19 protein-coding genes are annotated in these 25,066 nt (G+C 51.2%); 16 read left to right on the forward strand and 3 right to left on the reverse strand.

The genetic code is table 11. The features are described 5' to 3' along the window. Window positions 1–16: 16 nt before the first annotated feature. The 3 genes from PPG34_RS00005 to PPG34_RS00015 all read right to left on the reverse strand — a co-directional run bounded on the left by PPG34_RS00005 (window position 17) and on the right by PPG34_RS00015 (window position 2,852). Window positions 17–1,270, reverse strand: coding sequence for a TolC family protein (locus PPG34_RS00005; protein ID WP_313831066.1), 1,254 nt, complete (start codon window positions 1,268–1,270; stop codon window positions 17–19). 977 nt (window positions 1,271–2,247) lie between these two features. Then, the gene (locus PPG34_RS00010) at window positions 2,248–2,427 is read right to left on the reverse strand and encodes a hypothetical protein (RefSeq protein WP_313831068.1); all 180 of its coding nucleotides are present in this window, start codon (window positions 2,425–2,427) and stop codon (window positions 2,248–2,250) included. Then, window positions 2,424–2,852 (reverse strand): heavy metal-responsive transcriptional regulator, encoded by a 429-nt coding sequence (locus tag PPG34_RS00015; protein WP_313831070.1) that lies wholly within the window; start codon window positions 2,850–2,852, stop codon window positions 2,424–2,426. The genes PPG34_RS00010 and PPG34_RS00015 overlap by 4 nt, the downstream gene beginning before the upstream one ends. Window positions 2,853–2,998: 146 nt before the next feature. On the opposite strand from PPG34_RS00015, the gene PPG34_RS00020 reads away from it, so the two are divergent. The 16 genes from PPG34_RS00020 (at window position 2,999) to gnd (ending at window position 25,041) form a co-directional block, all read left to right on the forward strand. Continuing rightward, window positions 2,999–3,358, forward strand: coding sequence for a hypothetical protein (locus PPG34_RS00020; protein WP_313831072.1), 360 nt, complete (start codon window positions 2,999–3,001; stop codon window positions 3,356–3,358). 157 nt (window positions 3,359–3,515) lie between these two features. After that, window positions 3,516–4,787, forward strand: coding sequence for a TolC family protein (locus PPG34_RS00025; protein WP_313831073.1), 1,272 nt, complete (start codon window positions 3,516–3,518; stop codon window positions 4,785–4,787). Between the two features lie 16 nt (window positions 4,788–4,803). After that, window positions 4,804–6,153 carry an efflux RND transporter periplasmic adaptor subunit gene (locus PPG34_RS00030; RefSeq protein ID WP_313831074.1) on the forward strand — a complete coding sequence of 450 codons (1,350 nt, stop codon included), beginning with the start codon at window positions 4,804–4,806 and terminating at the stop codon, window positions 6,151–6,153. Beyond that, window positions 6,150–9,284 (forward strand): efflux RND transporter permease subunit, encoded by a 3,135-nt coding sequence (locus tag PPG34_RS00035; protein ID WP_313831075.1) that lies wholly within the window; start codon window positions 6,150–6,152, stop codon window positions 9,282–9,284. The genes PPG34_RS00030 and PPG34_RS00035 overlap by 4 nt, the downstream gene beginning before the upstream one ends. A gap of 727 nt (window positions 9,285–10,011) precedes the next feature. Beyond that, on the forward strand, window positions 10,012–11,283 hold the full coding sequence (locus PPG34_RS00040) for a TolC family protein (RefSeq protein WP_313831076.1): 1,272 nt from the start codon (window positions 10,012–10,014) through the stop codon (window positions 11,281–11,283). Further along, complete coding sequence (locus tag PPG34_RS00045) at window positions 11,276–12,649, forward strand: efflux RND transporter periplasmic adaptor subunit (protein ID WP_313831077.1); 1,374 nt, start codon at window positions 11,276–11,278, stop codon at window positions 12,647–12,649. The genes PPG34_RS00040 and PPG34_RS00045 overlap by 8 nt, the downstream gene beginning before the upstream one ends. Window positions 12,650–12,673: 24 nt before the next feature. Further along, entirely contained in the window at window positions 12,674–15,835 is a 3,162-nt protein-coding gene (locus tag PPG34_RS00050; RefSeq protein ID WP_313831078.1) for an efflux RND transporter permease subunit, read from the forward strand. 202 nt (window positions 15,836–16,037) lie between these two features. After that, window positions 16,038–16,292, forward strand: a complete 255-nt coding sequence (locus tag PPG34_RS00055) for a tetratricopeptide repeat protein (protein WP_313831079.1) — start codon at window positions 16,038–16,040, stop codon at window positions 16,290–16,292. Window positions 16,293–16,358: 66 nt separating this feature from the next. Beyond that, window positions 16,359–18,230, forward strand: a complete 1,872-nt coding sequence (locus PPG34_RS00060; protein ID WP_313831080.1) for a copper resistance system multicopper oxidase — start codon at window positions 16,359–16,361, stop codon at window positions 18,228–18,230. Beyond that, the gene (locus tag PPG34_RS00065; RefSeq protein ID WP_313831081.1) at window positions 18,137–19,057 is read left to right on the forward strand and encodes a copper resistance protein B; all 921 of its coding nucleotides are present in this window, start codon (window positions 18,137–18,139) and stop codon (window positions 19,055–19,057) included. The genes PPG34_RS00060 and PPG34_RS00065 overlap by 94 nt, the downstream gene beginning before the upstream one ends. 32 nt (window positions 19,058–19,089) lie before the next feature. Then, complete coding sequence (gene gdhA / locus PPG34_RS00070; protein ID WP_313831082.1) at window positions 19,090–20,454, forward strand: NADP-specific glutamate dehydrogenase; 1,365 nt, start codon at window positions 19,090–19,092, stop codon at window positions 20,452–20,454. A gap of 812 nt (window positions 20,455–21,266) precedes the next feature. Beyond that, window positions 21,267–21,881 (forward strand): RNA polymerase sigma factor, encoded by a 615-nt coding sequence (locus tag PPG34_RS00075; RefSeq protein WP_313831083.1) that lies wholly within the window; start codon window positions 21,267–21,269, stop codon window positions 21,879–21,881. Between the two features lie 84 nt (window positions 21,882–21,965). After that, complete coding sequence (locus PPG34_RS00080) at window positions 21,966–22,106, forward strand: hypothetical protein (protein ID WP_313831084.1); 141 nt, start codon at window positions 21,966–21,968, stop codon at window positions 22,104–22,106. 94 nt (window positions 22,107–22,200) lie between these two features. Continuing rightward, complete coding sequence (locus PPG34_RS00085; protein WP_313831085.1) at window positions 22,201–22,617, forward strand: hypothetical protein; 417 nt, start codon at window positions 22,201–22,203, stop codon at window positions 22,615–22,617. Window positions 22,618–22,791: 174 nt separating this feature from the next. Beyond that, on the forward strand, window positions 22,792–23,949 hold the full coding sequence (gene tal / locus PPG34_RS00090) for a transaldolase (RefSeq protein WP_313831086.1): 1,158 nt from the start codon (window positions 22,792–22,794) through the stop codon (window positions 23,947–23,949). 108 nt (window positions 23,950–24,057) lie between these two features. Further along, window positions 24,058–25,041 carry a phosphogluconate dehydrogenase (NAD(+)-dependent, decarboxylating) gene (gnd, locus tag PPG34_RS00095; RefSeq protein ID WP_313831087.1) on the forward strand — a complete coding sequence of 328 codons (984 nt, stop codon included), beginning with the start codon at window positions 24,058–24,060 and terminating at the stop codon, window positions 25,039–25,041. The last annotated feature ends 25 nt before the right edge of the window (window positions 25,042–25,066 follow it).

The raw sequence follows: 25,066 nt of genomic DNA on the forward strand, positions 1-25,066 counted from the left end.
TAAATTTTCCTCTTGCTTACGGCTGTCCCCCAACCGCTTGCGCTAAATTCGTCTCTGCCGCACGGAACTGTCCTAGGGAATCCACATACGAAAGTTGGGCGGTGATCAGGTCATCTTGTACCACGATCAATTGCAGTAAACCGATTTTCCCCTCCCGGTAGGAAATTTCGATAAACCGGAAATTTTCATCGATTCGATCGAGCACCTCGGCTTCAAATACCTCTACAGATTGAAGAGCCGCCTGGTACGCTTGAAAAGCCGTTTCCACTTCCCGCTCGATATTCCGAGTGACGGCGACAACTTGGTGCCGGCTTCGATTGAGCTCTCCACCCTGCGTGACGAGTTCGCCTTGCTTCCGATCGAATAGGGGAAGAGGAATGCTGACCCCTCCGCCCACGATTTTGCTGGCGCCTTCAGGTCCCTCGGTTTCGGTCTGATAGAAACCTTGAAACGTGGGATTCGGCACGATAAGCCGACGGGTCAGATCCATGGCGGCTTTTACCCGGGCCACCTCCCTTTTCGCGGCTATCAGATCAGGCCGCTGCGCCTGTGCACTCTGAAGAAGGTCAGGCAATAGAACGGCTTTGGGTGAATTCCGGAGTTGGCCGCTCAACTCGATCGAGCGATCAGGCTCCCATCCCAGCAACCGCCGGAGGTCCACCAAGGCATTTTGGAATAAGGCTTCGGCCACGAAGGTCTCCTTCCGTGACTGGCCATAGCGGATTTCCGCCAAGTTGGATTCCATAATAGGCGCCACGCCGGCTTTGAACCGCGCTTTGGAGGCATTGCGGATACGCAGGTTTAATTTCTCGATTTCCTTCCTCAATTCAAGGCGTTTTTTCAAGGTGAGCGCTTGGAAGAACGCGCGTGTCACCTGCCCGGTGATAACCCGCTCGCGATCCTTGACCTGGGCTTCGACTCGGGTCACACTTCGAGTTGCCGCCTCTCTTCGGAGTCCACGTTGCCCGGCAACCTCCACTTCTTGTGACAGCGTAACCTGAAAATCCGATTCATTCCCTGATCCCGGATTATTTCGATTCCACGCCTGACCATTGAGACTTGGATTAAACCGATTGAAGAGCCGGGACCTCACTTCACGCCCTCTGGCCACTTCCACCTCTTGTCGGATAGCCAGGAGATCGGGATTGCGCTCAAGAGCAGTCTTGACAGCTTGCTCTACGGTCAACGACTCCACAGCATCGACGGGATGACTCCCCAAGCTCAGCAAGAGAAGCACAAGGAATAGGTATCTCAATTGTTTTCGCGTCATGATGTCTGTCCCTCGTAAGCGGCGGACCAATCTGCAGAATGAAAATGCCTTGACCTGTCCAAACGTCTGTTGTAGCTGCGCCATCTCATGGCGCCTCTCTCTGGCGCGCGGGAGAGGCAGCATGAGATGCTGCAGCTACAGGAGAACGTTATTTTCTACATAAAAATGAAAGGGAAGAAATGATTTTCCCTCTTGTACCATTTCAGACTTTTGAAGATTTGTTCGAGTCAGAAACTCAAAAGGAAATTAAGCGGAGAGAATTGGAGGAGCGCGAGGGGAACGTGTTGGGGGTAAACTCGAAAGTGGTGTTTTAGCGGGGGACCTGTCAATTCGAGAAATAACAGATAAGAACGGTGTTTCCGCTTCACAAGCAACAACACCATCACTAGTTGAATCCGAAGTTGAATCCGACACACAACCTTCAAGAATCGGATCGATCGAGGAATTGAGAACAGAAAAGCTGTAGGTAGAGTGCTCAAGGCCATGTGAAAGGTGGGTTGAGGAGTCAGGAGTTCCAAACGGTTCCCCTGGTGAAAAAGAATCATGATGATGTTGATGATCTTCATAGGCACAAACGGGGGTGTTAGATAAAACCGTGTGGTAGGTTCCACCATGAGTGTGACCCGACATCCCATGAGCATGATCGGCTTCAGGATGGATGTGAACCCAAGGTAGGATAACTACCCAAAGAATCAACCATGCTCTCAGAAACGTGTTAAACATTTCTTTTACCCAATATTCCTTACTAAACCTGCCAGGAAAGCCCCTTGCTTTGCATGGGGATGAATGGCAGCCCGGAGCGAACGAAAGCAATAGTTTGTTTTAGGTTTTTAAGAAGCCCCGCCCTTTGGGCGGGGAGTTTCACTTTATATCTAATCGGGTTTTCCGGCTCAGTAATTTAGACTACCACACATTGTGGAATAAAACACACAAATAAAATTCAACAAGAATGGCTGGATTTTTTGGGATCTGGCCAATCACATCTCTGCCAACTCACCTGCACGAATTTTTTTCACCAATGTGTTCCAGGCCTCTTTGTTTAGCTTCGTCAAATTTCCTTCTTCCCCAATTAAAACTTCTTCTGAACTTTGGTTGAGAACAACTTCAGGGCATGCTCCACATGCTGGACATAATGAGACTTTCTTCGATTCAATCATCTCACGACCCTCCTTTGTTTAGTTTTACGTTGTATTTTGGGGCAAATAGCTGATCCGCTTGGTTTGAAATCCGGTGGACACTTCTGACGCATGGCACCCACGAGCTTCTTTTCGATTTCTTTCAAGTCGGCAATCTTCCGACGAAGTCCTTGAAGGCTTTGCTTGAGTGTGTGTTGCACATGGCCGCATGGACAATGTCCCCGGTCAGCCAGGTCTAAGAAGGTTTTAATATCCTTTAGCGTGAGCCCAAGGGTTTGGGCTTTCTTTATAAACATCAGACGGTCAATTATGGGGAACGCATAAGTCCGATATCCTGCTGAAGTGCGTACTGGTTGGGGAAGCAATCTTACCTCCTCATAGTATCGGATGGTTTTTATGGGTACCCCCGCCTGTTTAGCGATAGTTCCAATGAATAAAGTCTTCATATTTTTGTAGTATAAACCCTCCAGCTAAGTGGAGAGTCAAGGGCGATTTGGAAAATAATTTTCCCGAGGGTTTCGACATAGATTGAATTGGACTCCTTCATTTTTCCTTGCGGAAGCAGCGTTGCGGGAATATAATGAAAAACAATATGAGAAACTCACGAAGAATTTTAATAGTGTTTCTTGTTGGTCTCTTTCTTTCCCTCAGCTTCAATGCCTATGCTTGCCTTGTTCCGATTTATGGCGGCATGAAAGTGAGCCACGGGAGTGATTGCACCACCCCGGGGGAAGAACCAGCTTCGCAATTTTGTCAGGGGTTTAAATCCCTCGCGGTCCAATCCGGACCGGATATTTCCTCTCCAGACATTCCAAATTTGGTACTTGCTGAGAAAGTTCCTTTTTTCTTTCCCGGTTTTGTTACGAGTAGTCAATTCTTACCCATAGCTACAAGAGGGCAAGTTGTGCCCCCGAAGGATACTCTTGTCCTCATTTCAGTTTTTCGTATTTGATACCCTCCTCGTTTTCTCTTCACACCCCCTAATTTTCTGAGTTAACAGATTAAAAGGCAATCTTTCTGTTGTATCAGGAAAGATTGTCGAGCCTAGTTTTCTCTATCTCCCCATTCTTTTCATAGAAGAGAAGGGCTGGTTCGGATTGGAGAATCATATGAAACCAGTAAGATTTTACTGGCAGTGGTTGTTGCTCAGCACCTTTTTGCTTGGACTGCCTTGGCCCATCTCGGCAGGGGCTCAGATTTCAAGCAAAGAGATCATACAACTTGGTCCGCTCATTCAAGAAGCGCTTGAAAACAATCCGGAATTGGTAGCGGAACAAGCCCTGGTTGAAGCGATGATTGAGCGCGTTCCGCAAAGTAAATCATTGGATGATCCCGAATTAACCCTTAGCCTATGGAATACACCAAACTCGTTGGATGTGACACGGTCGGACCGGACCATCTTCGGACTCTCACAACAATTTCCTTATCCCGGCACCTTATCTCAGCAGGAACACATTGCCGAGAAAGTCGTGGCGCAAGCGCAACAACGTTTGACGGGAAAGAAACGAGAAATCATTGCGGCAGTGAAGACAGCGTATTATGAACTGTTTTATGCCCACCAGGCCATTGAGGTTCACCATCAGGAGGCCAAGCGTCTCAAGCAATTTTTTGATGCGGCGACAGCCAAGTTCCGTGTCGGCAAAGGGACCCAAGTGGATGTATTGAAAGCTCAAGTCGAACAGTCGAAGTGGTTTCAGCACCTTCCTGTTCTTGAACAGCAAAAGCAGACAGCTCAGGCTCACCTCAACACGATTTTAAATCGTGATGCTGAGGCTTCGTTGGGTGTTCCTCTCGAACCGATGAGTGAGCCCAAGACCCTTTCATTGGAGCATCTTCAAAACCAAGCTGTTCAGCAGCGGCCGGAAATCCTCGAAGCTGCGTTGGCAGTGCAGCAATTTGATGCCACGATCAAACTGGCAGAACTCCAAACCTATCCCCACCTTCGAGTTGAGGCGCAGCGCTGGCTGAACCGCAATGAAGAAGATGGATTCGGCGGCATTGTGTCCATCAACCTTCCGTTTGCCTTTTGGACGAAGCCCAAATATGAGGCTGGCGTTCGAGAAGCCAAGGCCCACCGGGAAGTCGCACAATTCAAAAAAAGAACGTTGGAAAACCAGACGCGGTTCCAGATTCAAGACCTGATGGCACGGATAACGGCAAAGAGAAAGATTCTCGACCTGTATCAGACCACCGTTCTTCCTCAGGCCAAGCTCACGTTGAGGGCAGCTATTGCCGGCTATCGAACCGATCGCAACGACTTTTTGGATCTCATTGAAGCTGATCGGGCCTTGCTCACTTATCAGTTGGAATTTGTCCGAGCGTTCGTGGATTGGGAACAGTTGCTGGCAAAATTGGAACGAGTCGTCGGGACGGAATTATGAAAAGGAAGGTTTGGTCATGAAGACGCAAGAACGCTCTCTGAACCAAATCCGTTGGATGGCCATAGCCCTCGGGATAGTGGCCCTAGTTGGGGGTGGATGGTGGGTAAACGAAAAGCTGGGACTTTACCCCCGTGGCACTGCGACAGTGATTTCTCAGCCTGGCACTCAAAACATGCCGAAGATGGCAGGCATGGAAATGAATACCATGTCAGATCAGGCTGCTATGCAGTCTGCGCAGGCCTCACCGATGGTGTCATCTCTCAAACAACAAATGATTGGCGTGCAAACCGCACTGGTGGAGAAACGTCGTCTTTCCACGACAGTTCGAGCCGCCGGGCGTGTAACGTATAACGAACAGCACATTGCCTATGTCAATCTTCGGATTTCAGGTTGGATCGAAGGCCTTTACGTGGATTTCACCGGCAAGGCAGTTCACAAAGGCCAGCCACTTTTTACTCTGTACAGTCCTGAGTTGGTCGCCACACAGGAGGAATATCTGCTGGCCTTGCAAGCCATAGAAGAGGTTCAAGCAAGTCCAGTCCCTGATGTCCACCACCAGGCCCAACAAGTCCTTGAGGCGGCAAGAGATCGGTTGCGCCTGTGGACGTTGACTGATGACCAGATCGAGGATTTGGAGTTTCAAGGGACACCCAACCACGCCGTGACGATATTTTCCCCCATCAGCGGCCATGTCATTGACAAAACCGCGTTTCAGGGCATGTTTGTTCAACCTGAAATGACGATGTATACCATTGCCGATCTTTCCACGATTTGGGTTCAGGCTGATGTGTATGAATATGAACTGCCTTTTATCCAAATGGGACAATCGGCAACGTTCACCCTGGAAGCCTTCCCGGGAGAAACATTTTCCGGACGTGTGACCTATATTTACCCCTATCTCAACAAAGAGTCCCGCACGGTGCAGATACGCCTTGAATTTCCGAATCCACATATTCGGCTCAAACCTGACATGTATGGCACGGTTCTCATCCAAGTGGAGCGAGAACCCAAGCTAGCCATACCGGACCAGGCTGTGCTCGACTCGGGACTTCGACAAGTCGTGTTTGTCGCACAAGAGAAAGGGATGTTTGAACCGAGAGAGGTCACGCTCGGGCCAAAGGTGGGTTCCTTCTTCGAGGTGACTGACGGTTTGAAAGAAGGGGAGCGCATCGTGACATCCGGCACATTCCTCTTGGATTCGGAAAGCAAGCTCATGGCCACGAGTAACATGATGGGAGCGTTGGGGATGGGCGGTGTCAAAATGGAACAGGCCCAGATGGGCGAGATGGACATGGGCAACATGAATATGAGTGGGATGGATAAGAAGATGGATATGAAAAACGCCGAAAGGAAAGCTCCCCAATGATTGAACGAATCATAGGTTGGAGTGGGCGCAATGGTTTTTTGGTGGGGTTGCTGGTTCTCTTTCTCATGGGTTGGGGAATCTGGGTCGTGGCTCGAACGCCTCTTGATGCCTTGCCCGATTTGTCAGATGTCCAGGTGATTGTGTTTACCGAATGGCCAGGTCGCAGTCCGGATTTGGTTGAGGATCAAATCACCTACCCCATTGTCACCTCCATGTTGGGAGCCCCAAAGATTAAATATGTGCGAGGACAATCCTTCCTTGGTCTCTCCTTTGTCTACATCGTGTTTCAAGATGGGACCGATATGTACTGGGCAAGAAGTCGTGTCGTGGAATATATGCAAGGCGTGACGGATAAACTCCCTGAAGGAGTCGCTCCCACACTAGGCCCTGATGCCACAGGAGTTGGCTGGGTCTTTCAGTATGCCCTGGTAGATGAGGGCGGCCAACACAGTTTAGCCGATCTGCGATCATTTCAAGATTGGTATCTGCGCTATTGGCTCCAAAGCGTGCCAGGTGTCGCAGAGGTGGCATCGATTGGTGGGTTTGTGAAGCAGTATCAAGTGCAGGTGGACCCCGTAAAACTGCAAGGGTACGGCATTGGCCTGTCCGAGGTCATCCAGGCGATCCGCCGAAGCAACAACGAGGTCGGAGGACGGGTGATTGAGGCCAGTGAACGGGAATACATGGTGCGAGGACGAGGGTATATCCGTTCCCAGGATGATCTCCGAAGCATACCCCTTGGCACGGACCAGCACGGCACGCCGATTACCGTTCAGGATGTTGCTCACGTCACGATTGGGCCAGATATGCGGCGAGGCATCGCAGAACTGGATGGAACGGGAGAGGTGGTGGGGGGCATCGTCATCATGCGCTACGGAGAAAATGCCCTTGAAGTGATTGACCGGGTGAAACAGAAATTGAAAGAAATTAAACCGTCTATTCCCGAAGGCATTCGGGTGGTTCCCGTGTATGATCGGTCTGACCTGATCCTTCGCGCCGTCGCCACATTAAAAGAAAAGCTGATTGAAATTAGCATAGTCGTCAGCCTAGTCAGCTTGGTCTTTCTCTTTCACCTTCGGTCAGCGCTGGTGCCGATTCTTTTGCTGCCCGTAGCCGTGTTGCTGTCTTTCATTGCGATGTATTACCTGGGGATCAGCTCGAATGTGATGTCACTTTCAGGCATCGCGATCGCGATTGGGACCATGGTCGATGCGGTCATTGTCATGGTGGAAAATGCGCACCGGCGTTTAGAAGAGTGGGAGCAACAGGGTCAAATCGGGTCCCGAGAGGAAATTATTATTCGGGCGGCCCAAGAAGTAGGCAAGCCCCTCTTTTTTTCCTTGCTGATCATCACAGTCTCTTTTCTGCCCATATTCACCTTGGAGGCACAGGAAGGACGACTGTTTAAGCCGCTTGCCTATACGAAAACGTTTGCCATGTTTTTTGCCGCTCTGGTCTCGATCACCGTGGCTCCCTTGTTGATGTGCTGGTTCATTCGGGGTCGGATTACCTCAGAACGTCGAAATCCTTTAAACCGATTGCTTATTTGGATGTACCACCCCCTCGTGAAAGGCGTGTTACGTATCCGATGGCTGGTGGTAGGACTCGCGATTGGAAGCATGATCTTGGTAGTCCCCCTCTATGAAAAGCTTGGAGCTGAATTCATGCCCCCATTAAACGAAGGCACGATGTTGTATATGCCCACATCTCTTCCGGGCCTGTCAGTTCAGAAAGCCAGTCAGATTCTTCAAACTCAGGATCGATTGTTGAAGGAGTTTCCCGAGGTGGACCGGGTGATGGGGAAAATGGGCCGGGCGCGCACCGCTACAGATCCAGCTCCATTAAATATGGCCGAAACCATTGTGGCATTAAAACCCCAGGAAGAATGGCGGCCAGGCATGACATGGGACAAGCTAATTGCGGAAATGGACCAGCGGGTAAAACTTCCTGGAATGCCGAACATTTGGTGGATGCCGATTCAAACCCGAACAGAAATGCTCGCCACCGGTATCCGCAGTAGTCTGGGAATAAAAATCTTAGGACCTCAGTTGGAGGCACTGGAACGGTTGGGTTTACAGATTGAAGGCCTCCTTCAATCCCTCGCCGGAACCAGGAGTGCCTATGCCGAACGGGTCACCGGAGGATACTATTTGGACATTGACGTGAATCGCGTGGCAGCAGCCCGATACGGGTTGACCGTGGCAGATGTTCAAGATGTCATTGAATCGGCTATAGGCGGAAAAAATATTACCTGGACTGTGGAAGGCCGTGAACGCTATCCCATTAACGTTCGGTACCCTCGCGAACTGCGCCAGGATGTTGATGCCCTCAAGCGTGTTCTCGTGACAACACCCCAAGGAGAACATATTCCACTCGCACAACTGTCTACCATCTCTAAGACAACCGGTCCACCATCAATCAGGGACGAGAATGGATCTCTTGCCAGCATTGTATTTGTCGATGTCGCCGGGCAGGATCTAGGAAGCTATGTCCAGAAGGCCAAGGCACTGATTCAAGAACACGTGACACTTCCAGATGGGTACTCGTTACAATGGGCAGGGCAATACCAATATCTCGAACGGGCTCAACAACAACTTCAGATCGTCATTCCCTTAACACTATTTCTCATTTTCATGTTGTTGTACCTTATTTTTCGGTCCATACCTCGCTGCCTGCTGGTCCTTCTTTCTGTCCCATTCTCCATGGTTGGTGCCATCTGGTACTTACATTATCTTGGATATAATCTTAGCGTGGCCGTCTGGGTAGGACTTATTGCTTTGGCGGGTGTGGCAGCCGAAACCGGTGTGATCATGATCATGTTTCTTGATAACGCCTGCGCTCGTCGGCAACAGGAAAACCAACTTCAAACATTGGCCGATTTACGTGAAGCCATCATTGAAGGCGCGGTGCTTCGTGTCAGACCAAAACTCATGACCGCTTCCGCGATTCTGTTAGGCCTGCTACCTATCATGTGGAGTCAAGGGACGGGTGCGGATGTCATGAAACGCATCGCCGCTCCCATGATTGGTGGGATGGTGTCAACAATTATTCTCACGCTGTTGGTGATTCCAGCCATCTATTTTCTTTGGCGGAGTTGGGGATTGAGGCAGAAAAGAGCAGATGAGATTTAGGAAAGAAAGATTCATGTGGTATCAAAAAAATTGCGATGGTGCAAAAAAACCTGGAAGAGAAATGAGGCGTTTTGGTACGTTAGATTTTTAAAGTCTTGAGTAGAATGGCAACATTGGCTAAGGATTTTAATCACCACTTGATGTTACAACATATTGAAATGGTTCTCATGATGAACTTTGGCATTTTTTTTGCTGAATAAATTAAACATAAGGTGTAGGCTGTCCGATTAAATAAGTAACACCGTATTTTGTCAGTAGGCATTTCAATGAATAGAAAAATAATACAAAGAGTTCGGCTGATTGTTCCTTTCCTCCTCGTGGCCTTTCTGGTGTGTGGGAGTGGGTTATTCTGCCCAATGACAGAATCACCAGCAGGCACCCATCACTCCCCATCCAAATCCCACCAGTTGCCTCCCACGCCTATCAATTCAAGTGATGACTGTCTGGATCAGTTCAAAAATGCTGAAATTCAGTCCAAAGATTTAACCTATGACGTTTTTTCTCTTTTGCAATTTAAGGGATTAGACAATATCTTCGAATCTCCTTTTTCCAATTATCTCTTCACCAGCATTGCTCCCCAAACCTCTTCCTATCCCTTGCTCTTCCTCCTCTTCTCTGTCTTTCTGAATTGAGCTCCCACTACCTAGTTCCTTGCAGGGCAATGAAACCCGTCGGGTTCTGCGTCCAGTGGTCCCATTTTTTCCACTATCAACTCAGGGTGAAGGCCATGATGAGAATATATCTGCACCAGCGTTTCCACGTTCGATCCCTTGTCCTAGGGGTGCTCTTGTTCGGCGTTACGGAAATGTCAGCTCTTGCTGCGGAGCCTCCTCTCAAACTTCAAACCCTTGTCCAGGAAGCCTCTCAGCAAAACCCGGAGATCCAATCAGCTAAACAGCGATGGGAAGCGGCAAAGTCAGTTCCGTCTCAGGTCGAATCATTGCCAGACCCAATCGTGGGGTTAGCCTATCGTGGACCGGATATCATGAGAGAAGGACGCGTGGCCGTGCAGCAAGAATTCCCGTTCCCTGGGAAACTTGATCTTCGCGGAGAGGTGGCGGCCAAGGGAGCGGATCGGATTGGTGAGAGATATGAGGGAATCAAACTCCGGATTATTGCCCAACTCAAGGAGGCCTACTTTTCTCTACACTTCGTTCACAAATCTATTGAGATCGTCAGCAAGAATATTAAAATTCTCGAAGAGTTTGAGAAGACAGCCGAGGCTCGGTACAAGGTCGGCAAGGGAATTCAGCAAGACCTGTTCCGGGCACAGGTTGAGCTTTCCAGGGAACTTGAGGAACTGACGACGCTCAACCAGGAGAAAGAGACTTTGCACGCGGACATCAATCGAATTTTGAACCGACCTCCTGCCGCCCAGTTGGGGGCACCGGAGGAGCCGCAACTCACGCCCCTTCTTTACACCTTGGACGAGTTGAATGAATACGCCACGAAAAATTCGCCGGTCATCAAGGCGCAAGGCAGGGCTATTGAACAAGGACAATCCGCGGTTGACCTGGCCAACCGGGAATTTTATCCCGACTTCTTTGTGGGCCTCGGAGCCATGCAATCATTTCGGTCAGATGAACAACAAGATGCCTTTGGAATGTTGGGAATCAAAGTTCCTCTCTACTATGCGACTAAACAGCAATTCGGGGTGAAGGAATCCCTGTCTAGCCTTGAAAGCGCACGGAAGGATCATCGGACTGCAACTCAAGACGTTTTGTTCAGGGTAAAAGACAGCTTTGTCCGTGCCGAACGTGCGAAACGACTGGTCAAGTTGCTGGGAAAAGCCATCATTCCACAGGCTTCTCTGGCCCTGGAATCATCGATAGCCGGCTATAGTGTGGGAAAAGTTGATTTTCTCACGATGCTCGACAACCTTCTCAGGCTTCAACGGGATGAAATCGATTTGCATCGTGAAAAGGTTGCTCATGAAATCGCCATCGCCAAGCTGGAAGAGGCCGTCGCTATACCATTGCAAGGTGGAAACCATGAGTGAATTTAAAAAAATATCGCCTCTTCGTGAAGAGGATAATGATCGAGCTGAAACCCCGGATGACATCCGGCCATTCAGGCAGGACGAGGCGCACAGCAAACATTCCAAACGGTTCTGGATAATCATCGGAATCATCGCCGTTGTTCTAGGCTCAGGCATTGGTTTTTACTACTGGTCCACCGGCACTGAGAAACATACTGCTCATCTTCCTGGCGGGGAAACTCAAACCGCCAAATCAGAGCATCAGGGCATGGACATGTCTTCGACTGGCGGGGAAGCAGGCATGAAGCCAGAGGAACCCGAGTCGGTCATGATCAATGCTCGGAAACAACAGCTTATCGGGGTGAAAACCGAGAAGGCTAAATCACTGACAATCACGCACACCATTCGAACTGTAGCCCTTGTAGATGTAGATGAACGGAACCTGGAACATGTGAACATTAAGCTGGAGGGCTGGGTGGAGAAGCTGTATGTCCGCTTTACGGGGGAAGATGTCAAAAAAGACCAAATGCTCTTCGAGATCTATAGCCCGGAGCTGGTCTCCTCCCAGGAGGAATATTTGCTAGCACTCAAGGCCGTTCGCACACTCGGAGATAGCGAATTCTCTGAAGTAGCGGACAGCGCAAGAAGGGTATTGCAATCCACCCGAGAGCGTTTTTCTCTTTGGGACATTACCCCCGATCATATTGAGGACCTAGAGCGAACAGGCAAAGTCTTACGAACCCTTCCTCTTCATGCCCCCATTTCGGGGTATGTCCTAACGATGAATGTCCGCGAAGGCGGATACATTACGCCTTCCACAGACACCTTTGTCTTGGCGGACCTCTCCAACATCTGGGTGTTGGCAGATCTGTATGAGTTTGAGATTCCCTACGTCAAATTAGGGCAGAAAGCACAAATTACCCTTCCCTATTTTCCAAACGAAATATTCAAGGGAACCGTGACCTATATTTATCCGGTCCTTGATCCTAAAACCCGAACGGTGAAGGTCCGGTTCGAATTGCCCAATCCCGGCTGGCGGCTCAAGCCTGACATGTTTGCCAATGTGACGCTGGAAATCCCGCTGGGGGATCGACTTGTGGTTCCTAACACGGCGGTATTGGATTCCGGTACGAAGCAGGTGGTGTTCGTGGATACAGGCCAAGGGATGTTTGAGGCCAGGAACGTCACTCTGGGCGTGAGATCCCGTGAGTGGTATGAAGTGCTTGAAGGGGTGAAGGAAGGCGAGATGGTCGTCACGAGTGGCAACTTTTTGATTGATTCGGAAAGTGCCCTTGGGTCAGCAACGGGTATGATGATGCCGGGAATGGATATGGGGCCCAAAAAGGGTGACGATTCCTCGGACGCAATGTCAGATATGAAACCATAAGCGAAATTTTGAGAATGGCTTATTATGATTGAAAAGATTATCGGTGCCAGTGCGAGAAATGGCTTTTTGATCGGGCTCATGGTGGTGTTTCTGACCGCCTGGGGGATCTGGGCCATCAAAAATACCCCACTCGACGCGCTCCCGGATCTGTCTGATGTGCAGGTGATCATCTTTACCGAATGGCCGGGACGCGCCCCGCAACTCGTCGAAGACCAGATTACGTATCCCATTGTCACCACCATGCTGGGCGCTCCCAAGGTCCAAGTCGTGAGAGGGTTTTCCTTTTTTGGCCTCTCCTTCATCTACGTCATTTTCGAAGATGGCACGGACATGTACTGGGCTCGAAGTCGGATCCTGGAGTATATGAATGAAGCGTTGAAAGCCTTGCCAGAGGGCGTCCTTCCCACCCTGGGTCCAGACGCGACTGGCGTTGGGTGGGGATACGAATATGCTGTGATCGATAAGACGGGCAAGCATGATTTGTCGGAACTCCGAACCCTTCAAGACTGGTATATCCGGTATTGGCTGAAGGCGGTTCCCGGCGTATCGGACGTGGCCAGTGTCGGTGGGTATGTGAAGCAATATCAGGTCAATATCGATCCCAATGCCATTCTGGCTTATAACCTGCCGTTAGATTCAATTGTGAGTGCGATTCGAATGAGCAATAACGATGTCGGTGGCCGGGTGGTGGAATTCACCGGTCGGGAGTACATGGTCTGGGGACGCGGGTATGTGCAGTCCGTGGCAGATCTCGAGCAGGTGGCCGTGGGAACGAATGCCAAAGGCACCCCCATCCTCCTCAAGGATGTGGGGCGAATCGAACTGGGTCCTGATATACGGCGGGGGCTCGTGGAACTGGATGGCGAAGGGGAAGTGGCCGGCGGTATCGTGGTGATTCGATTCGGGGAGGACACGCTTGGGGTCATTGAACGGGTCAAGGCCAAAATTCAGGAAATGACCCCTTCGTTGCCTGAAGGTGTTGAGATTGTTTCCACCTATGACCGGTCTGAATTGATTCTGCGATCCATTGATACCCTCAAGGAGAAGCTGATCGAAGAAAGCATCATCGTCAGCTTGATCACCATTGTGTTTCTCCTTCATTTTCGAAGCGCCTTGGTCGCCATTCTGACGCTCCCTTTAGCCATCCTCATGTCAATTACCGCCATGTACTACCTGGGCATTAGCTCAAATGTCATGTCCCTCGGTGGTATTGCCATCGCCATTGGGGCGATGGTGGATGGCCCCATCGTCATGATCGAAAACGCGCACAAGAAGCTGCAGCATGGTGGTCCCGGAGGGGATCGTGTGAGTCTCATTATTGAAGCCGCAAAGGAAGTTGGTAAACCACTCTTCTTTTCCCTCCTCATTATCACGGTATCATTTCTACCCGTCTTTACCTTGGAAGCGCAGGAAGGACGGCTGTTCCAGCCACTCGCCTACACCAAGACCTTCTCGATGGGGTTTGCGGCGCTACTGTCCATTACTCTTGTCCCCTTATTGATGGTCTTGTTAATCAGAGGGAAAATTGTCAGTGAAGAGCGGAACCCAATTGCTCGCTTCCTCATCGCGATCTATAAACCCGTGGCCCATCTCGTGTTCCGCTTTCGGAAAACAACGTTACTCTTGGCCGTGTTGGGCTTGGTCGCCACTGGACCGACGTTTCTGAAACTGGGATCCGAGTTTATGCCGCCGCTTTATGAAGGGACTCTCTTGTATATGCCGGTGACGCTGCCGGGCGCTTCCATCACGGAAATGCAGCGAATCCTCCAGGTTTCCGACCGAATCATCAAACAATTTCCCGAAGTGTCCCAGGTATTCGGGAAGGCCGGCAGGGCTCGGACGGCCACGGATCCCGCTCCGTTGGAAATGATGGAGACCGTGATCAACCTGAAGCCCGAAGATCAATGGCGCCCGGGAATGACGATTAATCGTTTGGAAAACGAGCTGGACAAGGCGCTGCAAATACCCGGAGTGATTAATGCCTGGACGATGCCCATTAAAGGTCGCCTCGACATGCTCTCAACCGGCATCCGCACCCCCTTGGGAATCAAAATTTTTGGGACGGACTTGGAAACCATTCAAACAATCGGCGGGGATATCGAAAATGTCTTGCGGGATGTTCCGGGCACACGAAACATCTTTGCCGAGCGCACGGCCGGGGGGTACTACGTCTATTTCAAGGTCAACCGAGAAGAGATTGCTCGGTACGGGCTCATGGTTGGGGACGTGGAACGGGTCATCGAATCGGCAATCGGCGGAACGAATATCTCCACAACCATCGAAGGACGGGAGCGGTTCCCTATCAACCTGCGATATTCCCGTGGATTCCGCAACACGCTGGAGGACTTGAAACGAGTCTTAGTGTCCACACCGAACGGACAGCAGATTCCCATTACCCAGTTGGCGGAGGTCAGCCTGATCTCGGGGCCGACAGTTGTCAAAAGCGAGGGATCGATGTTGGTCGGGTATGTCTATGTGGACATAGCCGGACGAGACCTCGGGGGCTATGTTGATGAGGCCAAAAAGATCGTGGCTCAACAAGTCCAATTACCTAAGGGGTACTATCTGGGTTGGAGCGGGCAGTACGAGTATATGCAACGGGCCGCCGCTCGGTTGATGTATGTGGTACCCCTGACTCTCCTCATTGTCTTTTTACTGCTCTATCTCAACTTTCGGTCCATCGCCAGGAGTCTCATCGTCCTTCTCTCGGTGCCCTTTGCTGCAATCGGGGCTATCTGGTCGCTATACCTTCTCGAATACGACTTGAGTGTCGCCGTTTGGGTTGGGATTATTGCCTTGGTTGGAGTGGCAGCTGAGATTGGGATTATCATGATTGCCTATTTGGATCAGACCTATGCCAGCTGGACTGCTGAAGGCCGGCTTACCGATATGAAAGATCTGGTCGATGCCGTCATAGAAGGGAGTACGAAGCGAGTGCGTCCCATCCTCATGACCGTCGGGTCGACGATTGCCGGGTTGCTTCCCATTATGTGGACCCATGGCAGTGGGGCCGATGTCACGAAGCGGATTGCGGCCCCGATGATTGGGGGCATGGTGACGACCTTGCTGCTCACGCTCCTGGTTCTGCCGGCTATTTACATCATTTGGAGAGGATGGGAGTTAAGGAAAAAGGCAGCCATGCCAGGGTTGGAAGAACATCCCATACCTGAACATCATGAACCTTAAGGAAGGAGTTGCGATTGATCATTCACATAATGAACTCAATAAACCGGTTATTGGTAGCGTCCCTACTGGGTGCGCTGGCGGTAGAGGGATATGCTGGCCCATCGCATTCCACAAAAGAAGCACCGCTGTCCCCACCCAAGCATGCCAGTCCTTTGGGCATGCCATTGATCATCGAAGGCAATCGCCTTTCTGCTGAACGCACGTGGATGGTAGCGATCGGAAATACGAAGAAGCGATTCAATCCCAGCCCAAACTCGCAGAGGCTCATTACCATCTGGGACTGACGCTCTATCGGAAAGGGTCGCTGTTAGCAGCACAACCTCACTTTATTGAAGTGGCCAATTTAGCGCCAGGCCACCCTGCGATTTGGAATGCTCCACCATTTCGTCAATATGGAACGGTGGAACCAGAGACTCAAGAACCAGCTCAGGATGGGCACACGGGGCATCAACATTAAACCCTAGTAAAAAATCTGCAGGATGAAAAAGTCAATAACCTGGAAAGAACACAACGGAGTCTTAAAATGAGCAATCAAAATAATGTGGTGACACGGCGTACGTTATTGCAAGGCATCGGAGCTTTGGGACTGACCACGGCCATGGCTCGCCTCATTCCTTCATATGTCTGGGCAAGCGGGACACGGGCAACCCTTCCCTCACAGTTGGATGGAAACGTTATGCATCTCACCATCGCCGAGACACCCTTTCAAATTGGAGAACGAACTGGAATTGCGAAAACCATTAACGGCACATTACCCGGCCCTTTGCTCCGCCTGCAGGAAGGCCAACCAATCCGCCTCAACGTTACTAACCGTTTGAGAGAAGATACCTCCATTCATTGGCATGGATTGATTCTTCCACCGGATATGGACGGCGTGCCGGGTGTCAGTTTTGCCGGCATCAAACCAGCTTCTACCTTTTCCTACAACTATCCTGTTCAGCAGAACGGGACGTATTGGTATCACAGTCACTCTGGGGGTCAGGAGCAGTCGGGCGTGTACGGGCCGATCATTATCGATCCGATTGAACCGGAACCATTTCACTATGATCGCGATTATGTCGTGGTGCTCTCGGATTGGACGTTCGAGTCGCCGGAAGCGGTGTTCTCCAAACTCAAGAAACTAAGCAATTACTATAACTTCCAGAAACGAACGGCTTACGAGTTCCTTTCCGACGTTGGACGCCTGGGGTTATGGCCTGCACTTCAAAATTACCTGATGTGGGATGGGATGCGGATGGACCCGACGGACTTCGCGGACGTCACCGGATATGCCTACACCTACTTGATGAACGGTCTGTCACCCTCCGGTAATTGGACAGGCCTCTTTCGACCTGGCGAGCGGGTGCGTCTGCGTTTCATTGCTGCTGGAGCCATGACCTTCTTTGATGTGCGCATTCCCGGTGTCAAGATGACGGTCGTTCAAGCGGACGGACAAAACGTCCAGCCTGTGGTGGTGGACGAATTCCGCATCGGACCGGCAGAAACCTATGATGTCATCGTCGAACCCACAGAGGCTCGGGCCTATACCCTATTTGCCGAAACCTTGGATCGAAGCGGCTACGCACGCGGCACGCTGGCTCCACGCGCGGGAATGACCGGCCCGCTTCCCGAACGTCGTCCGAGGCCGCTCCGCACCATGGCCGACATGGGCATGGTCATGGAAGGAATGAACATGGGAAGTATGGACATGTCCAGCATGAGCAAACCCACTCATGATGGGGGGAGCCACTCAACCCATCAGGAAATGGGGATGCACGGGAACCAGGCTATCCAACATATGCCAGACATGCCCCATAAGTCAGCGAGAGGGTCGGACGATCCACAGCACGGGACGATACCCGGCAGTACGCCCGTCAGGCATGGGCCCGATCATCACGGAACCGGCAACCAATCCGTCGCAGAGTATTCGTGGAATCAAAGTGGGAACCCCGGCAGAGGGTTGGATAACAGCGAGTGGCGCGTGTTGGTCTATACCGATTTAAAAAGCCTGGAACCCTACCCCGACCAACGGGAACCGCAACGGGAGATCGAACTCCACCTCACGGGCCACATGGAGCGATATATGTGGTCGTTCGACGGCAAGAAATACTCGGACGCAAAGGAGCCGATCCACTTCCGTTACGGCGAGCGGCTACGCCTGACCTTCATCAACGACACGATGATGGAGCACCCCCTGCACCTTCACGGAATGTGGATGCACCTGGAAAACGGCACGGGAGCTTACCTGCCACGTAAGCACACGGTCGTGGTCAAACCAGCCGAACGGGTATCCGTCGCGATCACGGCTGACGCCCCTGGACGGTGGGCCTTTCACTGCCACTTGCTTCTCCATATGGAAGCGGGGATGTTCCGAATCGTGGAAGTAACCAGCCAAGAAGCAGAGGTGCAATCATGAACACGTCTCTTCGCCCCATTCTATGGCTGGCTGTGCTAGGTCTTTGGACAGTGCTACCTGACGCCTCAATCGTTTTCGCTCAGACCATCCCCGGGGGTTCAACTCAAGAGGAGCACACTGTACCACACGTATCACCCAAGCCTGTTTGGCCCAGTCCGGTTGCGGATCAGGAAAACCACCTGTTTTTTCTCGCCGACGTTCTCGAGTACCGTCCAAACATAGGGGGAACGGGAAGTGATAGCGATTACCGATGGGACATCGAAGGTTGGTATGGCGGGGACTACCACCGCATCTGGTTCAAAAGCGAAGGACAGCAAAACAGTGCCTTTAAAGCAGACTACGATGTCGATTCACAACTGCTCTATGGCCGTTTCATTCAGAAGTATTACGACTTTCAGGTGGGCCTTCGCCTGGAAACGCAATCATTCGAGGGAAGCAACGTCACGCGCGGGCTGGCGGTGATCGGGCTGCAGGGCCTTGTGCCTTATAACTACGAAATCGAGTCGGCCCTCTTCATTAGTCAGAGCGGCGACGTGTCCGCCCGCTTAACGGGGACCAAAGATTTGTTGTTGAGTCAACAACTGATCCTCCAGCTTCGTCTTGAAACGAATCTTGCGATCCAACGCGTCGAACGGTTCACGACAGGATCCGGACTCAACAACCTCGAAGGGGGAGTGCGCCTGCGCTATGAAATCCGACGCGAGTTCGCGCCCTACGTGGGAGTATCCCTGGAGAGAAGTTTTGGAGAGACCGCCGCTCTCGTGCGGCAAGAGGACGGAGACCCGAGTCAGGTTCGATTTGTGACAGGCGTGCGGATATGGTTTTGAATGAGAATTCTATCGCTTATGGAGAGCGCACCGTGACAACATTAGCCGAAGATATCCAAGCACAGATCGACCGATTCAACGCCGGCATACAGGAACGCAATCCCGCGGAGTACGAATTTCACCAGGCTGTTCAGGAATTTACCGAAATGGTCATGCCCTATGTACTGGAACATCCAAAATATAGAGATGGCCATATTCTGGAACGCATGACCGAGCCTGACCGTATCGTCATTTTCCGAGTCTGTTGGGAAAACGATGAAGGCAGCATCTGTTGCAACCGCGCCTGGCGGGTGCAATTCAATAATGCGATTGGTCCTTACAAAGGTGGCATGCGTTTTCATCCCAGTGTGACGCAAAGTGTGTTGAAATTTTTGGGTTTTGAGCAAGTGTATAAAAACGCGTTGACCGGCTTGCCGATGGGGGGCGCTAAGGGAGGCAGTAACTTTAATCCGAAGGGCAAAAGCGACCGCGAAGTGATGCGGTTTTGCCAATCGCTCATGACGGAACTTTCCCGTCATATCGGTGAGGATACTGACGTGCCCGCCGGCGACATTGGTGTCGGGGCAAGAGAGATTAGCTACCTATTTGGTCAGTACAAACGTCTGCAAAACCGCTTTACTGGCGTGTTGACGGGAAAGGGAGTAGCCTTTGGCGGCAGCCTGATCCGTACTGAAGCCACGGGCTATGGAGTGGTGTATTTCACGAAACATATGTTGGCTCGACACCATAAAACCCTGGCTAACAAGACCGCCATTATTTCCGGTTCGGGTAATGTGGCGTTGTATTGTGCTGAAAAGTTGGTCCAGGAGGGTGCCAAGGTATTGACCCTCTCTGACTCAAGCGGATTCATTCATGATCCGGACGGCATCGACCAAAACAAACTGGCTTGGGTTATGACCCTGAAGACGGAACGCCGAGGCCGGATCAGTGAATACACCGAACAATATCCGACATCGACATTTTATCCGGGCCAACGTCCTTGGTCGGTCTCGGCGGACTTGGCATTCCCCTGTGCGACACAAAATGAGCTGGCGGAAGGGGACGCAAAGCTTCTGGTGACAAACGGCATTCAACTCGTTGCCGAAGGGGCCAACATGCCCTGCACAATGGAAGCCGTCCGTTATATGTGCGAAGCGGACCTCCTATTGGCACCGGCCAAAGCGGCTAATGCTGGAGGGGTAGCGGTATCCGGTCTGGAACAAAGTCAAAATGCACAACGTCTCCCATGGACGCGTGAAGACGTTGATCATCGTTTACAGGACATCATGGCCCATATCCATCAACAGTGCGTGGTGTACGGTGAGGAAAAGGACGGGCATATAGACTATGTGAGGGGCGCGAACATTGCCGGTTTTGTCAAGGTCGCCGATGCCATGCTGGCGTACGGCATCGCATAAGCGTATGGCATTGCAATAATGAATGTTGCCGTGCCGACAAAAAGAATTTCAGAATTTGCTCATTGAAGAATTGAAAAGCATATAGGATTTTTTGGGGGGAAGCCCCGCCAAAAGGTCGGGGCTTCCACGTTCGTTTCGGTGATAGTTATAGTATTTTAACTTTCAAATGAGACGAATGAAGACTACTTTTTTTCAAAAGCGAGAGGTCCCGTGTTGCCTTTCTTTTGTAGCTGCACGATCTCATCGTGCCCTCTTCGAGCATTTTCATGGGTCGGGGATGCAAACGAAGAGGCGGCATGAGATGCCGCAGCTACAAATTTCATGTCCTGTCAAAGACCAGGATTCGTACGCATATTTAAATGGAGTGTATGAACGAAAAGTTAAATTACTAAACCTGCCAGGAAAGCCCCGTGCTTTGCATGGGGATGAATGGCAGCCCGGAGCGAACGAAAGCAATAGTTTGTTTTAGGTTTTTAAGAAGCCCCGCCCTTTGGGCGGGGAGTTTCACTTGCTATAGTGTGTCGTGGCATGTTCAGTTTGCCGCTCCCATTGGGAGCGGAGCCTTTTCGTTTTTATGGGGTGTCTCCTGAGCTTTGTTTTGATTTTTGCCGTACTAGCTGGTTAAGTCCGATTCGGTGAAATTTCGTCATTCGAGGAAAGTAACACTGGGGTTTAGTGACTCCTTTTGACCTGCGATTTTGCACGCAATGTTTAACAGTGTGCACTTTTCTGAGAGGCATTAAAATAACAATTATCGAAGACTTATCATGCGATTTCTTTCCGAGCTCGACCCTAAAGAAAGGTTGATACACATGCAGGTAAATCCCCTCAACAAACCTTCGAAGAACATAGCCCCAGCCGTAGCAGCAGTGCTCACGGAAAATCGGCAAGATTTCTTCCGGTTTCTCACCCATCGCCTGGGAAACCTGGATACGGCGGAAGAGGTCATTCAGGAATTCAATCTTCGCGCCATCAGCAGGGCCTCGGACCTGAGAGACCCGGACCGCGCCATCCCCTGGCTCTACCGAGTCCTGAACAGCACGCTGGCCGACTTTTTTCGCAGGGAAATCACCCGGCGTCAGGGTGAGGCCGAATATGCTCATCTGCAACCCGAATCTCAAAAGGCCTTTGATGTAGATACCGAAGCCGTATGCGCCTGCTTCCATGCGCTCCTCCCCGCGCTCAAACCCGAGTATTCCGAAATTCTGCAGAGAATTGATCTGGGCGGGGAATCACGTGAACACGTCGCCAAAGATCTGGGAATCACGGGCAATCTCGCCAGGGTGCGTCTGCATCGAGCCCGACAGGCTCTCAAGCGGGACCTCCTCCAAGCATGCGGGACCTGCTGCCAAAACCACGGATTTATGGACTGTGAATGTACCCATTCTAGTAATCTCGTGAATGTATCTCCGCCTCGCTCCCTTTAGCTGTAATGCGGAAGGCCAAATTCCGTCTTTAATCTAAAACAAGAAATAAAACGTGATGAGGCCCACCATACAAGGAGCAACGCCATGACATACAACATTTCATTCTTCATCCCCACCTTGATCACCACGACAGTGTTGATGAATACCTCTGCGGTTTTGGCTCACGAATGGAAGGCCTACTCGGCCAAGGGATTTTTCAAATTGACCAACTGTCCCAAGGAATAGAAAAAGAAAGTCGTGCAGCCAAAGCAAATAAACTTTTGGCTGAATCTGGGAAACCTCAAGACCCGGCCAAACAATGAGAGGAGGAAAACAGATCATGGATCCACTACTTTGTAAAAAATCCAAATGTAAAAACTCGATCGTGTCCATGGCCTGGATATTGGCTGCCACCTTCAGCCTGTTACTCACTTCGCCGGTGCCGGCATCAGCGCAAGAATTATTTGTGCTGTCAACGGAATCAGGATTGGAGTTGTACCAGGCTGGAAATCTGATTGAGCCGGATTTGCCCATCAACACATATCACTCAGCAGTTCCGCCCAAGATAAAGGCGGGAACGTTCAGCCTTCAACCAATCTTGGTACATTCCGGCCTTCAGACAACCCTCAACGGTCGAATACTCACAATGGCAGGCCGGATCGACTGGTATCCATCTTCAGGCGAAAATCCTTTAAGCCATGATCTTGTGGCTTCCTTGACCCTAGAAACGGCAGGTGGGCGCAAAAATGACCCGTAAGATATTGGGGTGCATCGTGAAAGAGAAAAAATCCGTGGTCACCTCGGTGGTGATAAGACAGTTTTTTATTGTGCCTGGTGCCCCAAGAGCTTGCGCGGACTTTTGTGATCCAATGAATAGTTCCCTGACCGTATGAACGTTTTGCACAGGAATATTATGAAGGAGATTCACGCCATGGTTGCTTCGCGGGTCAACACCAATCCCCTAGTCATGCTAAAGGAGTTCGGGCAATCTGTTTGGTTGGATTACATCCGGCGTAGCCTTATTACTAGCGGCGAGTTGGAACGTCTCGTGAAGGATGATGAGCTACGAGGTGTCACGTCGAATCCCGCGATTTTTGAGAAGGCCATCACCGGAAGCTCCGACTACTCAGAGGCACTAAAGAACATGGACATGCGGAAGGGGTTGGATGCCAAGGCCCGTTACGAACGGTTGGCGATCAAGGATATTCAAGATGCCGCCGATGTGATGCGAGCTGTGTATGAGCGCACGAAGCGGCGAGATGGTTATGTGAGTTTAGAGGTTTCTCCACACCTTGCCCGTGACACCGACGGCACGGTTGAAGAAGCGCATCGCCTTTGGAAGGCGGTCGGGCGTAGCAATGTGATGATGAAGGTCCCCGCGACGTCAGAAGGTATTCCCGCCATTCAACAGCTCATCAGTGAAGGGATCAACGTCAACGTCACACTGCTTTTCTCCCAAGGTGCGTATGAGCGTGTTGCTGATGCCTACGTTTCGGGATTACAAAAATTAGCAGCCCGGGACGGTGATGTGAACAAAGTTGCCAGCGTGGCGAGTTTCTTCATCAGCCGAATCGATACCGCCATTGATGCGCTCATCTCAACCCGCCTCCAAGCCTCGACAGACCAAGGCGAGCAGGCCTTACTTCGAAGTCTCATGGGGAAAGTCGCCATCGCCAACGCCAAATTGGCCTATCAACGTTACCAGGAGATCTATTCCAATCCGAGCTGGGAGGCCTTGGCAAAAAAGGGAGCCATGACCCAGCGGGTTCTTTGGGCAAGCACAAGCACGAAGAATCCGAATTATCGTGACGTCCTCTACGTGGAGGAGCTGATCGGTCCTGATACGGTAAACACCATTCCCCCCGCGACATTCGATGCCTTCCGCGACCATGGACGTCCGCGTGCAAGTCTGCTCGAGAATGTGGAAGATGCGCACGACACCATGGACACGCTCGAACGAGTTGGCATTTTCATGAAAGAGGCAACGGATACGCTCTTGGAAGAAGCGTTACGCCTCTTCAATGAACCCTTTGACAAGCTCCTGGCCGCGGTCGACCGTCAGGCCAGGAGCTCGCGTCTCTCAAGGTGAACCGTGAAAGCGATGTGGTGCCAACAGAGAGAGAATAGTTCGATTCGCACTCTGCGGGTCCTTGGCATCAAATGTGAGCTGACAGTTTTTTAAAAAGGAGTCTTAGTCATGCAAATTGGAATGGTTGGGCTTGGACGAATGGGAGCCAACATGGTACGACGGCTCATGCGGAATGGCCATCAGTGTGTCGTGTTCGATCATAATCCGGAAAATGTGAAGCAGCTTACTCAAGAAGGCGCCACTGGGACCGGTTCGCTGGAACATTTTGTGAAGCACCTGACTAGGCCGCGTGCCGCGTGGGTCATGGTGCCGGCTGGAACACCCACCGAACACACCGTGATGGCTATCGCTCGGTTAATGGAATCGGGAGATGTCGTGATTGATGGAGGAAACTCGTATTTCAAGGACGATGTGCGGCGAGCAGAAGCCCTCAAAGAGCTGGGGATTCAATACATGGATGTCGGGACCAGTGGTGGAGTCTGGGGACTGGAGCGAGGCTATTGCATGATGATTGGAGGTTCCGAGCTGTCCGTCAAACGCCTTGATCCGATCTTTAAAACCCTCGCACCGGGTCGTGGTGAAATTCCGAGGACACCCGGTCGAGAAAAAATGGGTGGCACGGCGGAGGAAGGCTACATGTATTGTGGTCCCGCCGGGGCAGGCCATTTCGTCAAGATGGTACACAATGGCATTGAGTATGGTCTCATGCAAGCCTATGCGGAAGGCTTTGACATCTTTCGTCATGCAAACACCAAAGAACTCCCGGAAGAATTTCGGTATGACTTGAACCTCCGTGACATTGCTGAAGTGTGGCGTCGTGGCAGTGTCGTGGGATCCTGGCTGCTCGATTTAACGGCTATGGCGCTTCTGGAAAATCCTACGCTCTCTACCTACACGGGGTCTGTCCAGGATTCGGGCGAAGGGCGTTGGACCGTCATCGCAGCCGTGGAAGAAGCTGTTTCCGCTGATGTCCTCACGACTTCACTGTATACCCGCTTCCGCTCACGTCAGGAACATACCTTTGCCGAAAAGGTACTCTCTGCCATGCGGCACAAGTTCGGGGGACATGTTGAACGACCCACTGGGGGTTAATCCTGAACGAAAAGTGATCAGGCCA

The organism is Candidatus Nitronereus thalassa, from assembly GCF_032191465.1.
Taxonomy (GTDB): domain Bacteria; phylum Nitrospirota; class Nitrospiria; order Nitrospirales; family UBA8639; genus Nitronereus; species Nitronereus thalassa.